Annotated in this window: 9 protein-coding genes; 5 read left to right on the forward strand and 4 right to left on the reverse strand. The window is 68.1% G+C overall.

All coding sequences use genetic code 11. The annotated features are described in order from the left end of the window. Window positions 1-127 precede the first annotated feature (127 nt). Window positions 128-3,481, reverse strand: a complete 3,354-nt coding sequence (locus H7827_RS16335; RefSeq protein ID WP_432746092.1) for a type ISP restriction/modification enzyme — start codon at window positions 3,479-3,481, stop codon at window positions 128-130. A 301-nt stretch (window positions 3,482-3,782) separates the two neighbouring features. Here H7827_RS16335 and H7827_RS16340 point away from each other — a divergent pair, with 301 nt between their 5' ends. Genes H7827_RS16340 through H7827_RS16350 form a run of 3 tightly spaced genes read left to right on the forward strand, consistent with a single transcriptional unit; the run spans window position 3,783 to window position 13,833 of the window. Continuing rightward, window positions 3,783-5,072 carry a serine/threonine protein kinase gene (locus H7827_RS16340; protein ID WP_432746094.1) on the forward strand — a complete coding sequence of 430 codons (1,290 nt, stop codon included), beginning with the start codon at window positions 3,783-3,785 and terminating at the stop codon, window positions 5,070-5,072. Continuing rightward, the gene (locus H7827_RS16345; RefSeq protein ID WP_432746096.1) at window positions 5,069-8,170 is read left to right on the forward strand and encodes an SNF2-related protein; all 3,102 of its coding nucleotides are present in this window, start codon (window positions 5,069-5,071) and stop codon (window positions 8,168-8,170) included. The genes H7827_RS16340 and H7827_RS16345 overlap by 4 nt, the downstream gene beginning before the upstream one ends. After that, window positions 8,167-13,833: a hypothetical protein gene (locus H7827_RS16350; protein ID WP_432746098.1), complete on the forward strand. Its 5,667-nt coding sequence runs from the start codon at window positions 8,167-8,169 to the stop codon at window positions 13,831-13,833. The genes H7827_RS16345 and H7827_RS16350 overlap by 4 nt, the downstream gene beginning before the upstream one ends. 174 nt (window positions 13,834-14,007) lie before the next feature. Here H7827_RS16350 and H7827_RS16355 read toward each other — a convergent pair whose 3' ends face one another. The 3 genes from H7827_RS16355 to H7827_RS16365 form a co-directional block, all read right to left on the reverse strand. Beyond that, window positions 14,008-14,253, reverse strand: coding sequence for a hypothetical protein (locus tag H7827_RS16355; RefSeq protein WP_432746100.1), 246 nt, complete (start codon window positions 14,251-14,253; stop codon window positions 14,008-14,010). Beyond that, window positions 14,250-14,417: a hypothetical protein gene (locus tag H7827_RS16360; protein WP_432746102.1), complete on the reverse strand. Its 168-nt coding sequence runs from the start codon at window positions 14,415-14,417 to the stop codon at window positions 14,250-14,252. Before H7827_RS16360 ends, H7827_RS16355 begins: the two co-directional genes overlap by 4 nt. A gap of 270 nt (window positions 14,418-14,687) precedes the next feature. Further along, entirely contained in the window at window positions 14,688-14,897 is a 210-nt protein-coding gene (locus tag H7827_RS16365; RefSeq protein WP_432746104.1) for a hypothetical protein, read from the reverse strand. Window positions 14,898-15,072: 175 nt separating this feature from the next. Between H7827_RS16365 and H7827_RS16370 the strand changes: the two genes are divergently transcribed. Together H7827_RS16370 and H7827_RS16375 are read left to right on the forward strand one after the other, a co-directional pair. After that, window positions 15,073-15,906, forward strand: a complete 834-nt coding sequence (locus tag H7827_RS16370) for a helix-turn-helix domain-containing protein (protein ID WP_432746106.1) — start codon at window positions 15,073-15,075, stop codon at window positions 15,904-15,906. Continuing rightward, complete coding sequence (locus H7827_RS16375; protein WP_432746108.1) at window positions 15,896-16,105, forward strand: DUF397 domain-containing protein; 210 nt, start codon at window positions 15,896-15,898, stop codon at window positions 16,103-16,105. The genes H7827_RS16370 and H7827_RS16375 overlap by 11 nt, the downstream gene beginning before the upstream one ends. Window positions 16,106-16,149: the final 44 nt, after the last annotated feature.

A 16,149-nucleotide genomic window follows, 5' to 3' on the forward strand; every position in this document is an offset into this window, starting at 1 on the left:
ACCGGGGCCCGCGGCGAGCGGGCCCCGGCGTTTCCCGGGGCCGACGCAGCGGGATGACAGGCGACCGGTCCGCTCCGTGCCCGGCCGATGACCGGGTACGACTCGGTGCCGCACCGTGGTCAGGTGCTCAAGCGGGTCGGCGAGGGCGTTTCCGAGAGGGCGGGGCCCCGGGATCGCCGGGCTCGAAGTCCAGTGTGTCCTGCTGGGAGGGTGCCGGGACCCGGGGTGCCTTCTTCGCGGAGGGGGACACCGGCAGTACACCGAGACGGGTGAGTTCGGAGGTGCTGATCTGTGGACCGGCGTCGATCGCGCTCAGCAGAGCCGCCTGATCGGGTTCCATCTTCACCAGCAGGCCCAGGACGTTGAGCACACGCAGCAGCTCTCTGGTGTACTCGGTGGGCCAGCAGTCGGGAAGGATGTCGTTCAGCGGGGTCTGCCGTTCCACGTCGGGCGCCCGCTTGCGGAAGCCGAACCACTTGCGGATCACCTGGACACCGCCGATGCGGTACTCCCACACCTCCCGGGGCACTGGGCTGATCGTGCCGGTTCCGACGGTCAGTGTGCGGGTGCTCGCGTCGTGGGTGATCGTCTCGGGCATGCCGCCCGGTGTGTCCCCGATCGGGTTGTGGCACAACGGGCGCTCCGCGTCCGGGAGGCGCGGGGTGCCGTGCGGGCGCCCCGCCGAGGGGTCGGCGCAGCGTTCCCCGAACGTGTGCAGCCACAGAACGCGCCGTCCCGCCTCGACGGTGGCGCGCCAGAGTTCGGGATCGCGGGTGAGCGGAACGCGGACTCCCCGGGAGGCCAGTTCCTGTTGATAGTGGGCGGTGTAGCCGGGGTGGGCGGCGACCCCCGCCGTGTAGCTGAAGATGTCCTCGGCCGGTACGGGAATGCCGAGGGCGCCGGACAGGGCGGCGGCCAGGCCTGGGGTGACATTCGGGAGGTTGCCGAACGGGTCGCGGTATAGGGGGGTGACACGACCGCCTTCGGTCCCCTTGAAGTGGTGCATGTCGGGGAGCAACGCGGTGAATCCGAGCGCGGGCCCCTGGCGTCCCGCTTCGGTGTGCAACTCGGTGAGATGGATCTGGCGGTCGCCCCGCGCGAGCCACAGCGGCGGACGGGGAAAGTCGATGACCCGGCGGTCCGCCACGATCCATTGTCGATCGAAGGTCATCCTGCCGTAGGAGCACAGAACCGCGGAGTTGTCCGTTTCGGTGCTCAGGGGGCTGCTCGCTCGCTGACCGGGCAGCGCTGGCTCGGCCTTGTCCGGGTGCCTGTCCCGCGTGCTTTTCAGGAGGTTCGGCTTGAGTGCCTTGGGAGCATTGACGAGGGCCCGCCAGCGTTCGCGCAGTGTGCTCTGATCGGGAGACACAGGCCAGCTGCGATTGTTCTTGTTCCCCGGGCTGTGCCATGGCAGAAGATCTTCCAGCGACGGCATCGCCGACCAATCGCTCCCCGCCGCCGGCTGGAACGGGTCGGTCCAGCCGTTCGCGCACTCCTGCCACCCGCTGCCCGACCGGTGGCCGTCCGGAGTCAGCCCGTCCAGCCACGCGAACTTCGCTTCCCGGCTGCCCGCCGGCACGTCCAAGCGCCGTACCACGGCCGGTTCGTCCGTCTGTGGCTGCCCGCGCCGCACGAAGACCGCCACGCAGATCTCCCTGTGGACGCCGGCGAAGACCCTGGTTCCGACATCCGGGTAGGGGGAGCGCTCCGGGGTCAGGCCGATGATCCACCCCTCGTCGGCCACCCGGCGCAGATACTGCCGCATCCCCGCCGTGCCGGAACTGTCCAGGAAGCCGGAGTGGGTGATGAAGGCGATCACACCGGGCCGCGTCTCCCCCTCGTCCGGCCCGGGCTCCGCCGCGGGGAGATCGAAGACCTTCCAGGCCGCCCACGCCCAGAAGTAGATGTAGAGGTTGTCCAGGGCGTACTGGGTACGGGCCGGTCCGGCTCCCCGGAACCGGTCGAGGATCGCGGTGCGGTCGTTGTCGTTGCCCTCGGCCACCCACCGTCCGAGACCGGCCCGCTTGACCCCGCGCCGGTAAGGGGGATTGCCGATGACGACCATGACCTGCTCGCGTGCCTTGACCTGGTTGGCGAGGCGGCGGTGCTTGGCGATGGCCTCGTAGTGGAAGCCGAGGTGGTGTTCGACGGCGGGGTCGTCCAGGGTGTCCGCCACGTGCAGCCGCAGTGAGTCTTCGGGGATCTCCGTTCCATGGGCCTTGAACGTGTGGCTGAGCCGCAGTTCGGCCACCGCGTACGGCCCGGTCTGCTTCTCGAAGCCGATCAGCCGCCGGGACAGATCCCGCAGGGTCCCCGGCACCAGCCCTTCGCCGAGTTCGCTCGCCTCGTCCTTGGCCACCCGGTCGATGATGTTGATGAGGAACGTTCCGGTGCCGGTCGCCGGGTCCACCACCGTGACGTCCTCGTCGCGGAACCCCTTGCGGCGGCCGAGTCGTTCCCGCAGCAGGGAGTCCGTGAAGCGGACCATGAAGTCCACGACCTCGTTGGGTGTGTAGTACGTGCCCGTCTCCTGCCGCAGCTTCGGGTCGTACGCGGACAGAAAGCGTTCGTAGAAGTGCAGGTAGGCGTCTCCGGTCCGGTCCTCGAACAGCGCCGGGTCCACGGCGGAGACCACCTGGACCATCGTGCCCACCACTCCCCGGAGATCGTCGAGCGCGTCGTCGGTGAGCACGGCGAGGGCCTTGCCCATGAGGGAGTGCGTCTTGCTCAGTTTGCCCGCCACTTCGCGCAGCGGCTGATCGGCGAGGTCGATGCCTTCGATGCGGGCGAGCAGCAGCGCGAAGGTCAGCGTCTGGGCGTACTGGTCGGCGAACTCCTCCCGCGTGGCGTCCGGGAAGAGCAGGTCACGCCAGTCGTTGGCGAGCACGGTGAAGGCCTGGCCGGTCTCCTGGCGGGTCTCGCGCTCCAGGCGTTCGCGTACCTCCTCGCGCAGCAGTGAGCAGAGCCGGGCGATCCGGGGGACGAGGACGCCGACGCTGTCCGAGCGCGGCGGGGTGGCGTGGAGGAATCGCGTGATCAGCGCCTCGAATTCCGGGCCCGGGGTGAGTTCCCCGGCACGGAGATCGCCGGCCAGGACGGCGGTCGGGCCGACCTGGGTCCCTTCGCGGTACAGCGCCCAGTGCGTGCCGTCCGTGTACAGCACATTGGTCAGGGCACGGAATTTCTCCCATTGCGTGCGGTCGTGGTCCTTCGGCCGCCACCGGGTGGGATCGACCCCTTTGCCGGGAGCTTTCAGTTCGATGTGCCCGATGATCCGGTTGCTGATTCCGATGGCGAAGTCGGGTCTGACTCTCAGGCTGGGGATGGGGATCTGGCCGTGCGCCACCAGGGAGACGCCCTGTCGGCGGCCCATGGCGCGCAGCAGGGTTTCCACGGGTGTGGTCAGTGCGTCTTCTCTGCTGCCGTCGCCGCGCAGTTTCGCGGCGACCTCCCGCGCGAAGACGGTCACGAGGTGTTCCACGGATGCTGTGGATGCGATGTGTGGCTGGTGTTCTCCGGAATTGTGGCGCGCCAACGTCCACCCCCCACCAGGGCTGATTCGGGTCGCGGTGAGCGTAGTGGAATGAGAAATATGGATGAAGAGGCCAACTCATGTTTATTTCATGCGGACTTCCTCTTATGGGGATAATGCGTTCCATGGGCTTCATGGGTTCCCTGGGGTGGGTCGTGCGGGTTGATCAGGACTTCCGGGTGGAGGCGCGGGTGACCGGATAGGCTGGGTCGCTCCGCCGGAGTGTGTGGGGTGTGGGGAGATCATGAACATGATCCCGGAGCGAATCGGGCGTTATGTGGTGGTACGGGAGCTGGGCACCGGGGGCATGGGGGAGGTATTTCTCGCCTATTCGCCCGCCGGGGCGCCCGTCGCCGTCAAACTGATCCGCGGCGACCGGCTCGATCCGCACGCCCGGCAGCGCTTCGAACGGGAAGCGCTCATCGCCCGGACCGTCAGCGGCACCGACCGGGTCGCCCGCTTCCTCGACGCCGACCCGTACGCGGACCGTCCCTGGATGGCCATGGAGTACGTGCCCGGCGGCACACTGCTGGAGGGTGTCGACGAGCACGGCCCGCTGCCGCCCGCGCTGGTGGCCAGCGCCGGTGCCCTCCTCGCCGAAGGGCTGTCCGCCGTCCACGCCGTGGGCCTGCTGCACCGTGACCTCAAGCCGCAGAACGTCATCATGGGCGAGGGCGGCCCGAGCATCATCGACTTCGGTCTGGGCGCCATCACCGAGGCCGGCCACGCCACGCTCACCCGATCCGGCGTGGTCATCGGCACCATCCGCTGCATGCCGCCCGAACAAGCGCTGGGCGAAGGCGATCCGAGCCCGGCAGGCGACGTGTACGGGCTCGGCACGGTGCTGCTGTACGCGGCGAGCGGCCACTACCCGTACGACGGGAACGGCTGGGAGGCCGTGCACCGAAAGGTCGTCCTGCGGGAGACCGCCCCGGACCTGAGCGGACTGCCGGCCGGTCCGCTGCACGACCTGCTGGCGGCCATGCTGGCGCACGACCCGCACGCGCGGCCCGGGCTGGAGGAGGTGGGGGAGATCTGCGCCACGCTGCTGCGGGATGCCGGACTGAGCCCGGCCCTGGGGCGCCGCGCCCTGATCACGCGTACGTTCCGCCCGGCGGAGACAGCGCCCGAGGAGAGAATGACCCCGTCGATCGAGGAGCGACTGCGGCGGCTGGAGGAGCAGTTCGGGGCCAGGCTCGACGAGGACGCCCTGGACGCGGTCGGCGCCCCACGGCCCGGTGACGCGGACGCGCCGGCGGAACCCGGCGCCTCCTCCGGCGCGCACGGCTCCGGCTCGCACCACTCCCGTGCCGCCGACGGCCCCGGGAAGCCCGGCGCGCCGGCCGCCTCCGGCCGGAGCCCTCAGCAAGCGGCACAGCCGGGCCCCGTGGCCATCACCACGCACCCGGAAACCGACGACAGCACCACCGCCACCGGCGCCCGGCAGCTCCCGGGCCGTGGCCACACGTCCCGCCTGCCCGCTTCCCGGCGCGTCGCCGACGAACTGCGCGCCGCCTACGCGACGGGACCCCAGCTGTGACGCACACCCCCACCCCCGAGCGGCCGCGACCCACCGAGAACACCGGTGCCGCACCCGCCTCCGGCCCGGACGCCGACAACTGGGCCCGCTGGCTCCCCGAACAGTCCGCCACTCCGCCGGACGAGCAGGGCGGACGCGCCCGGCGCCACTCCGGGTTCCCGCCCGGCGCACAGGTCATCGTCCGCGAGGAGCAGTGGCTGGTCCGCAAGTCCGAGAACATCGGCAACGGCGACACTCTGGTCGAGGTCACCGGCGTCAGCCCCTTCGTCCGCGACATCGAGGCCGTCTTCTACGACAAGCTCGACCACATCCAGCTGCTGGACCCGCACGCCACCACCCTGGTCCCCGACCGCTCCGCCAACCACAGCCGGGCCCGCCTCTACCTGGAAGCACTCATCCGCAAGTCCTTCCTGCCCCAGACCGAGCACGGCCTGGCCCTGGCCGACAACTTCCTCATGGACTCCCAGCGCCACCAGCTGCGCCCCGCCGAGCTGGCCCTGTCCATGGCTAACCCGCAGCCCAGGCTGCTGATCGCCGATGTGGTCGGCCTCGGCAAGACCCTGGAGATCGGCCTGCTGCTCGCCGAACTGATCCGCCGCGGCCGGGGCGAGCGCATCCTCGTGGTGAGCCCGCAGCACGTCCTCGAACAGTTCCAGCGCGAACTGTGGACCCGCTTCTCCATCCCCCTGGTACGCCTGGACTCGGCCGGCATCCAGCGCGCCCAGCAGGAAATCCCCTCCGGACGGAACCCGTTCGCCTACTTCAAGCGGGTCATAGTCTCCGTCGACACCCTCAAGAACAAGAACCTCTACGCCCACCACCTGGAGAACACCCGCTGGGACGCCGTCGTCATCGACGAGTCCCACAACCTCATCTCGCGCGGCTCCGAGCGCAACGCCCTCGCCCGGCTGCTGGCCCCCCGCACCGACGCCCTGATCCTGGCCTCGGCCACCCCGCACAACGGCGACCCGGCCTCCTTCGCCGAACTGATCCGGCTGCTGGACCCGGCCGCCATCGCCGACCCGCACCAGTACGAGGTGAAGGACCTCTCCCACCTCTACATCCGCCGCACCAAGACCAGCCCCGAGGTCCGCGAGTCCCTTCAGGGAGCCTGGGCGACGCGCGGCCCCTCACTCCCCGTGCACGCCCCGGCCGGCGAGAAGGAACAGGCCGTCCTCGCCGAACTGGCCGACCGCTGGATCCCGCGCGACGAGGCCACCGCGTCGGTCAGCGGCCACCAGCTGTTCCCGTACACCCTGCTGAAGTCGTTCCTCTCCTCCCACCACGCGCTGCTCGCCACCGTCACCACCCGGCAGCGCACCATCGCCAAGAGCCCCGACCCCGCCGCGCGGGCGGCCGAGAGCGCCGCCCTGGAGGACCTGCGCGCCCTCGCCGCCCGGATCGAGGACCGGGACTCCGCCAAACTCGCCGCACTCGTGGACCAGTTGCGCGCCCTCGGCGTCGGCCCCGGCTCCGACACCCGCGTCGTGGTCTTCTCCGAGAGTGTGCCCACGCTCACCTGGCTGGGCGCGGCCGTACCCGCGGCCCTCGGCTTCCCGGTGACCGACCCGGAAGCCCGCGAGACCAACCCCAAGAAGCCCTGGCTCGCGTACGGCGGCACCGTCCAGGTGATGCACGGCGACGCCAACAGCGACGAGGAACAGCAGAAGATCGTCAGCGACTTCGGCCTCCAGGCCTCCCCGCTGCGCGTGCTGCTCACCGGCGACATCGCCTCCGAGGGCGTCAACCTCCACCACCAGTGCCACCAGCTGATCCACTACGACCTGCCCTGGTCCCTGATCCGCATCGAACAGCGCAACGGCCGTATCGACCGCTACGGGCAGGAACACAGCCCCGAGTTCCGCGCCCTCGTCCTCACCTCCGACATCCCGTGGCGCTCCGACCCCGAGACCGGCGAGCCACGGCCCCTGGACGACCGCCTGGTCGGTGAGAAGCTGCTCGCCCGCGAGGAACACGCGCACCGCATCGACGGCACGGCGGAAGCCGTCACCGGCCTGTACCGGGCGAAGGAGGAGGACGACCGGCTGACCAAGGACCTGATCGCCGGCCGCACGGTCGAACAGTCCATCGACACCTCCCGCAAGGCCGGCCCCTCCGTCATGGCCGGCCTGCTCGGCCGCGTCGAGGCCGCCCGGGCGCGCGGCGCCGAGGCCTCGGCGCAGGAGATTCCCCGCGCCGAGGTCCCCAGCCTCTTCGAGACCTCCGCCGACTACTTCGACGCCGCCATCCAGCAGGTCTGCGACGGCCGCGCCCCCGAGGACGTCCTGGCGCTGCGCCGCGAACAGGACGGCACCGTCGCCTTCGAGCCACCCGCCGACCTCCAGCACCGCTTCCGCGACCTGCCCCGCTCCTACCTGCGCGAACAGGGCGTCCTGCCCAGCGAGAAGAGCCCCGGCCGGCTCCTTGTCACCTTCGACAAGACCCTCGCCGACCGCCGCCTCAAGGCCGCGCTGGACTCCGCCGACACCCAGTGGCCCACCGTCTCCTACGTGAGCGATGTCCACCCCGTCCTGGACTGGCTCACCGACAAGGTGCTGGTGGCCTTCGGCCGCAACGAGGCCCCCGTGCTGTCCGCGCCCGTCCCCGGACCGGTCTTCCTCGTCCAGGGCATCTACTCCAACGCCCTGGGCCGCCCCACCGTCGTGGAGTGGATCGCCGTGACGGCGACCCGGGAAGCGGACGGGAGCGACGGCACGCCGCCCATGACCGCGGAGCGCATGGACAACGCGTTCCTCGCCCGGTGCGGCGTCACCTCCCGCATGCCGGGACGCGCCGCCACCCCGGACGAGCTGGCACACCTGCAACACCTCGTCCCCGGCGCCATGGAGGCCGCCCTCGGCCATCTCCGGGAACGGGAGGCCGCCTACGCGCGGCAGATCGAGGACACCCTCGCCCCGTACCGCAAGCGCGTCACCCACTGGAAGCAGGAGGCGATCGGCGGCACCGCCCGGCACCAGGCCGCGGTGACCGCCGATGAGCGGCTGCGACTGGTGAAGTCCATGGAAACCTCAGGCGAACCCATGCTGCGGCTGATGGCCGTACTGCACGGACCGGAAGGAGCGGCAGCCACCCGATGAGCGCCGAATTCCCCTCCCTCGTCAACCGCGGCGAGTACTTCACGGCCCACTACTACGCCGAGCAGCTGGGCACCGACCTGCGCAAGGGCCTGCTCGCCACCTGGTCGGTGCGGGAGAACGACGAGCTCGAACAGCGCCGCACGCCGCGCGAGGCCCTGCGCTCCCTGCGCATGGGCTACGTGACGGACGAGCGGCGCGGCTTCTTCGCCCGGCGCGCCCACCGTGAGGACGAGGCCGGTGACGACGCCCTCGGTCTGAACACCCACCAGGACCCGGACTGGCGCCGGCGGCTCACCGACTGGCACCGCGAGATCCTGCGGGCCCTCGGCTACGGGGAACACGGGCCGGATCGGGGAGACGGGCCGGCCGAGGCGGACGGCGCCCCCGAATCCGAGGAGATCACGGTACGGCAGGCCGGACGCGATCACACCGTCCGCGTCGCCTGGCACGGCGACGGCATCATCGCCCTGGACTGCGGCTGGACGGCGGACACCGACGCCGCCGTGGAACCCGAGGGCCCCGGCCGTCTGCTGCACCCGGTACGGCTCAGCGCGGCCGAAACCCTCACCTCCGGCGCCGCCCTCGCCTCCTGGCTTTTCCACAGCGACGCCATCACGAGCGGCGGCCCCGCCCCCGGACCCGACGCCCCCGAGCCCGGCGCCGACGACAACGGCACCGGCGTACCCACGCCCGGCGACACCGAGGACAGCGCACCAGCGACCACCAGCGAGGCACCCCGCTTCGTCCTGCTGCTGGCCGGCGGCGTCCTCGTCCTCGCCGACCGCACCACCTGGGGCGAGGGCCGCCACTTGGCCGTCTCCCTGGACACCGCCCTCGAACACAACGACCGCACCCAGACCGGCGAACTCGCCACCATCGCCGCCCTCTTCAGCCACGAGGCACTGCGCCCCGGCGACAACGGCGAAGCACCGCTCATCGACGCGCTGCTCAAGTCCAGCGGTGAGAACGCGGTCGGCGTCTCCGGCGAACTGCGCCACGGCCTCCAGCGCTCCGTGGAGATCATCGCCAACGAGGTACTGGACCGGCTGCGCGCCACCGGCCTCACCCCGGCGGACATCGAGGACCCCGCAGTCCCCATCGAGAAGGAACTCACCCGCGAGACACTGCGCTACCTGTACCGCGTCCTCTTCCTGCTGTACGCCGAGGCCCGCCCCGAACTGGGCATCCTGCCCGCGGACGACCGCACGTACGAGGCCGGGTACTCCATGGCCCGACTGCGTGAACTCGTCGCCCGCGACGTCATGCTGACCGAGCAGGCCGCGCGCGACAGCTGCCACCTGTACGAGTCGCTGAACGTGCTGTTCGCCAAGGTCAACTTCGGCCACCGCCCCTACGGCACCGAGGAGTACGACGACCAGCCGGGCGATGACGAGGAAACCCGCCGGGAGAAGGCCGCCCGCCGCAGCCGTGACCGGGGCCTGCGGTTCGAACCGCTGCACAGCGTCCTGTTCGACCCCAAGTCGATACGGCTCATCGGCCGGGGCGTGCGCGACCCGCGCCGCGCGGACGGCGAGGAACCGGCCTGGCTCGACCTGCGCCCCCGCAACCAGGCGCTGCACGAGGTACTGCGGCTGCTCACCATGAAGCGCGCCGAGAAACGCGGACGGCGCGGCGGGTTCATCTCGTACCGCAACCTCGGCATCAACCAGCTGGGCGCCGTGTACGAGGGCCTGATGTCCTACACCGGGCGCATCGCCGAGGAGGAACTGCGCGAGGTCGCCAAGAACGGCAAGCCGGAGGGCGGATCGTGGCTGATCCCCGCCAGTCGGCAGCAGGCGTACGACGACAGCGTGTTCGTCCACTACGGCGAGGAGGACGAGCGCAAGGGCCTGCGTGGGCGCAAGGTGTACGAGGAGGGCCGGTTCGTCTACCGGCTCGCCGGACGGGACCGGGAGACCTCCGCCTCGTACTACACGCCCGAGTCCCTGACCAAGGTGACGGTCGAACTCGCCCTGCGGCACCTGCTGGACCAGGAGAAGGACGATGCGGGCGAGGTCGTGGAGACCCGGGCCGCCGAACTGCTCACCTACCGGATCTGCGAACCCGCCCTGGGGTCGGGTGCGTTCCTCAACGAGGCCATCAACCAGGTCGCCGACGAGTACATCCGGCGGCGCCAGAAGGAACTGGGCCGGCCCATCCCCACGGCCGACCAGCTGACCGAGAAGCAGAAGGTCAAGGCGTACATCGCGCTGCACAACGCCTATGGCGTGGATCTCAACGCCACCGGCGTGGAACTGGCCGAGGTGTCGATGTGGCTCAACACCATGCACCCCGGCATGCGCGCCCCCTGGTTCGGCCTGCATCTGCGGCGCGGCAACTCGCTGATCGGCGGGCGGCGCGCCGTGTACGCGGCGGAGGATGTGGTCGCCAAGGAGAAGCTCTGGCTCAAGCCGAAGGGCGGACTGCCGCCGACCAACCTGCCGTTCCGGGGCGGGGGCGAGACCGGGGACGAGGCCGAGCGGCAGGAGTTGCCGGACGGCGCCATCCACCACTTCCTGCTCCCGGCGCCCGGATGGGGTGCGGTGGCGGGCGAGGCGGAGGCCAAACGGCTGGCGCCGGTGCAGGCGGAGGCGCTGGCGAAGTGGCGGCGCGGCATCCGCAAACCGCCGAACGCCAAGGCGACGGGGAGCAGGCGTTCCCAGCTGGAGCGGATGCAGGCGGTGGCCCGGCGGGCGGAGTTCCTGTGGGACCTGGTGATCCGCAGGATGCAGCTCTCGGAGGAGGAGATCTCCCGCCGGATCGAGGTGTGGGGCGCGGACCCGGCCGACCCGGAGTACGCCTTCCTGCGGTGGCCCGAGCAGCCGGTGCCCAAGGAGAAGGTTTTCCGGGACCTGTTCGGGACCACCGGGACCCCGTACTGGCGGCTGAAGACGGTCATGGACGCCTGGTGCGCGCTGTGGTTCTGGCCGGTGGACAAGGCCGGTCTGGTGGACGGCACGGACGCGGTGTACGAGGAGACCGCCAGTAGCGCACGCGTCGTCACGGAATCGGTGCTGGCTGCTCTGCCCCAGGTGGGCGAGCAGCGGTGGGACCCGGAACCGCTGGAGCCGCAGCCTGACGCGGCCGGGGCGGTGGCCGCTGCCGGGATGCTGCCGGAACAGGGCGCCATGTTCGTCGTGGATGGCGAACAGACCTCGCTCTTCGCCGAAATGGTGACGGGAGAGGAGAACAGCGGGACGAGCCGGGAGCGCCTGGCCGAGTCGGCTCCTCAGCCCAGGCGCAGGCAGAAGAAGACCGCCCCTGGCGGATCGAAGGCCGGCACCCCGACCCCGAGCCGTGGCATGGAGGGCCGCCGGGCCCGCATCCCGCTGGCAACGTTCGAGGACTGGCTGGACTTCGCCGAGGCCCTGCTGGGCACCTACGGCGAGGCGGGCGACCTGCTGGAGGCGGACAGTCTCCTGTCCCTGGACGACATCGAGGCGTACGAACGCGGCCTTGAGGCCCTGATGGGCATGGACGAGGTCTGGCGCCTGGAGGAACGCTTCCCATGGCTGGCCGTGGTCCAGGAGATCGCGGCGGAGCAAGGATTCCTGCACTGGGAACTGGACTTCGGCTTCGTCTTCGCCCAACGCGGCGGCTTCGACTTGCAGGTGGGAAACCCACCGTGGGTGCGGCCCCGGTGGAACGAGCCCGCGGTGCTGGCGGAGTTTGATCCGTGGTTCCTGCTACAGGAAAAGGCATCGAACGCGGACAAGGTGAGGCGTCGAGATGCGTTGCTGGAGGACAGGCGGGCGAAGTCCTATCTGTTGCGCGAGCTGACCTCCACAAGCGCAACGGTGGCGGTGTTGGGCTCGCCGCAGATGTATCCGTTGCTGGAGGGGACGCAGCCGGACCTCTATCGGGCATTCATGTGCCAGACGTGGGATCACATGTCGAGGGGGGGCATGGTGGGGCTGGTGCATCCGGACAGCCATTTCAGTGGTGATAAGGAGGCTGCGCTCAGGGAAGCTGCGTATCGGAGACTACGGATGCACGGCGATTTTGTTAATGCCGGAAATCGCTTCTTTCCTCCTCCGGTTGGCCGATCGAGTCACTTCGGAGTGCATATCTCTGGAGGCTGGAAAGAGGAGATCGATTTTCAGCACCTTTCATGGCTGTTCTCTGTGGACGCGTTTCGATTGTCGAAAAATGGGCAAAGTGGACGTCCCGACCCTGGTGTTCGCTTCGGAAATACTTGGGATGAGAGGCCACACCGGAAGAGGGTGATTCGTGTAAACAAGAAGACATTGGCTCTGTGGCAACTGCTCACCGGTGATGATCAACCGGTGGGGCAGGCGCGCCTCTTGTCGCCCGTTAGTACTGCCGAGGCGGAGGCCATCGAGGCGCTGGCAAACTACCCCGTCAGGCTTGCTGAGCTCGCACCGCAAGTGTCGCGCGGCTTTGATGAGAGCGGCGCCAAGAAAAATGGGCTCATTAGCTACAACTCTGCCAAAAATGGCGGAGGTGCGATAATTCCGAAGACTTGGGCTCAGGTAATTCTCAAAGGACCTCAGATCGGAGTATCCAATCCCCTGTTTAAGCAGCCCAGTCAGGGTTCTGGCGAGATTCATGGTCTTGACCCTGAACGGATTGCCGTGAATGAAATTCCTGAGACGGAGTACGTTCGCGCCACTCACGAGCTAGTTTATTCAGCGGCTCAAGATAAGTGGATCGATCACGAGGAGCTGGCGCGCCTACTCGTTTCGAAGAAATATTTGGATGTGGCGCGATCTGCGGTCGCCAAAGCTCGTAAGGTCGCCGAAGAAAGTGTGAGTGGAGAGGAAATCAAGAATTATCTTGCAGACCTCTCGCGACGGCCTTATGCAGACTTCTATCGGGCCGTTTGGCGGAGGCAAATTCCGCCTGATACAGAGCGGAGTCTGTATGTAGCCTTGATTCCTCCAGGCCCCGTTCATGTAGATTCAGTTCAAAGTATGGCGTCTCTCGATCCGCTCCATACGGCGCTCATCGCGGGATTTTGGTCTTCGATTCCAATCGATTACTTCTTGCGGACGACCGGCAGGGGTGACCTTCGTGTTGCTGCGGCCAAGACTCTTCCAGTGCCGCGTGTGGGGCATCCCCTATCCGCTCCTTTGCTTATGCGCACTCTGCGCCTCAATTGTCTGACGGTAGAGTACGCATCACTTTGGTCCTCCCTGTACGAGCAGGCTCGGCCGAACGATGACGGCTGGGCCTATGGGTGGGAAGAATTGCCGCCGGTAAATTCTGTTGCGGAGAGTTGGCAATATGAAACACCGTTGCGGTCGGAGCGGTCTCGTCGCAGTGCTCTTGTAGAGATCGACGCCCTTGTGGCTGCATGGATGGGGGTTTCAGCTGATGCTCTCGTTGCTATGTACAACAGTCGCTTTCCGATTCTCCAAGACTTCGAGGCCGTTACTTGGTTCGATTCCAAGGGGCGTAAGATAGCCGGTCATCGGTATGCCTACGGCCACCGACAGACGAAACAGCACTGGGAGCAGTTCGAGCGTTATCTGAAGGATCCCGAGAAAACTCCGCCGCCCGAGGGGTACACGGCGCCGTTCTACAAGGCAAACCGGGAAGTGGAAATGCGGGAGGCGCATGCCGTGTTCAAGGCGCGTTTGGATGCGGCTATCGCTCGGGGGGAGTGGGACCCCGAGACGCATTCGGTTCCGGGGAAGTGATGGCGCGCTCGCGGTATTCGCGTACGCGGGCGGCCACCCAGCGGTGGCAGTCCCAGCAGGCGAACACCGGAGCGTAGCCGCCGTGATAGCGGGCCGTGCCGTACCAGGTGACCGGCACGGCCTCGTTGCGGCACATCCAGCACAGGCCGAGGTGCCACGACGCCAGTGGCGTGTTCACGCGCCGCGCTGCCTGCGGCAGGGCCGGCGGGCCGGGGCGCACTGGCGGGTAGCTGTCAGAACCGTCTCGGTATGGATGGTCAGGATCTCGCCCGAGAAGAATTCCATCCGCTTCATGCCGCCGCGCAGTTGCGTCAGATCGATCACCAGGAGTGGTCGCCCGCCCACCGTGATGATGTCCCCGCACTGAACGGTGTTGGCGTTGATGGTTACCTGAGTGGGGATCTTGCCCGGGGTGCTCACTTCTTCTCCTTCAGCTGGTGTTGGTGGCAGCGGCACACGCAGACGTCGAACCTGATGCCGAGCTTGGTCAGGGGAGAACGGGCCGTTCCGTCCCGGCAGTCGTCGTGCCGCTTGAGGTGGCAAGGCGACGAGACGTACACCGCCTCGGCCGGCGGACGGGTCACCGGGCGCCACACCCGTGGGACCTCCCAACGTGGATGTGGCGGCAGTCGATGTTGATTCCCAGGCCTGCGAGATGGAACGTCCAGTGGCGAAGCCGACGGGTGCAGCCCGTATCCGCGCGGTGGTTGGCCGGAACGAGCACCCCCGTCAGGCTGTGGCCACTCCGGGTGAGGGCATGGGCAATACAGTGGGGAACTGTCATCAGCTCTTTTTCTCTCTCTCGGCTGGTGGCTATGCCCCGGGACGGTTGCCCCCGTCCCGGGGTCCCTGCGTCAGTCGCTCTTCTGACGCTCCGCCGCGCGCCTCAGTGCGGCGGTGAGCAGCTCCACGGTCTGCACGTTGCAGCGGCCCAGGTTCACGAGCGGACGGGTGTTCTGGGCGGCCATGGTCATGGGGTCGAGACCGAGTGACGGCAGGGTGATGCCGTTGGCCCTGAGCGCGGCGTCCAGCTCATCGCGGGCGTCCGGCACCAGGTTGGTCAACCGAGCGGATTCAGCAGATCTCTTGCGATGGGCGTTTGTCATATCGCGCTCCCGGAAGGCGAGTCGGTGCGTTGATTATTTCAAGGATTGCCCGGGAAGCGTGCTGACAACAGCGCTACGCTGTGACTAATTGACCCTGGTGTACAGCCAGTTGGGCACAAGGAGGTCGTGCGCAATGGAACTCAATCCCGAAGATGGCACCCGGGCTACCCCTGCGAGTTCCCTGGCGCGACGAGTGAGGAGGGCCCGGGAGAAGGCCGGGATCTCCCTTCGGGATATGGCTGCGCAGATCAACTTCCCGCACTCGTATATCCATCGCATTGAGACGGGGAAACAGCTTCCGTCCGATGACCTGGCCAAGGCATTGGACAGGTTTTTTGACGCCGAAGGACTGTTTGTCGAGTTGCTGGAGATGGCCCGGGACCACTCGCTGCCCGACTACGGGCGCGCAGTGCTTGCGAAGGAGCCATTGGCCCTTCGCATCCAGACGATGACCAGCACCGTTGTGCCGGGACTGCTACAGACCGAGGACTATGCCCGTGAGCTTATTCGGATCGGACATATCTGGGACTCTGAGGATCAGTTGGAGAGTTGGGTAGCCATCCGTATGCGGCGCAAGCAGATCTTTGACCGGAAGGTGCCCCCTCATCATGCGGTGCTTATGGACGAAGCGGTCCTTAAGCGCCCTATTGGGGGCATCACGTGTATGGCATCACAACTGGAACACCTTCTGCAAGTCTCCGAGAGCGTCTACAGTACGGTTCTGGTGCTGCCCTTTTCATGTGGGGCGCACTCGCTCCCCGGGGGTAGCGCAACGCTGCTGACGCTGGAAGACGGGACGACGGTTGGCCACGTAGAGGGCATCATGGTGGGCGAGCCGCTTGTCAGCCCGGACAGGCTGGTCAAGCTGGCGCGAAAGTTCGACATGGCTCGTTCTAAAGCTCTTCCAGAGCAAGATTCCGTCGAATTGATCCGCCATTACCTGAGAGGATACGTAAGTGGAGGCTAAAAATCCGTCGTTCTCGGCGGCAGATGTCTCTTGGCGCAAGTCGTCATACAGCAATGACGAGGGCGCTGAATGCGTCGAAGTCGCCGACAACCACCCCCACGCCGTCCCCGTCCGGGACAGCAAAGCCCCCGCCCACCCCCACCTCCTCATCCCCCGGGGCTCCTGGCAGGTGTTCGTGACCCACCTCAAGCAGGGCTGACGGCGGCAGTCCGGAGTGGCTGCCTGCGACCGGCGGTCGTCGCA

Origin of the sequence: Streptomyces sp. JH002 (genome assembly GCF_050916115.1) — a bacterium.
Classification (GTDB): domain Bacteria; phylum Actinomycetota; class Actinomycetes; order Streptomycetales; family Streptomycetaceae; genus Streptomyces; species Streptomyces xiamenensis.

Excerpts from the sequence above, each read along its gene's own strand:
- H7827_RS16340 (WP_432746094.1), top strand. The coding sequence starts at position 3,783 with ATGATCCCGGAGCGAATCGGGCGTTATGTGGTGGTACGGGAGCTGGGC.
- H7827_RS16350 (WP_432746098.1), top strand. The coding sequence starts at position 8,167 with ATGAGCGCCGAATTCCCCTCCCTCGTCAACCGCGGCGAGTACTTCACG.
- H7827_RS16370 (WP_432746106.1), top strand. The coding sequence starts at position 15,073 with ATGGAACTCAATCCCGAAGATGGCACCCGGGCTACCCCTGCGAGTTCC.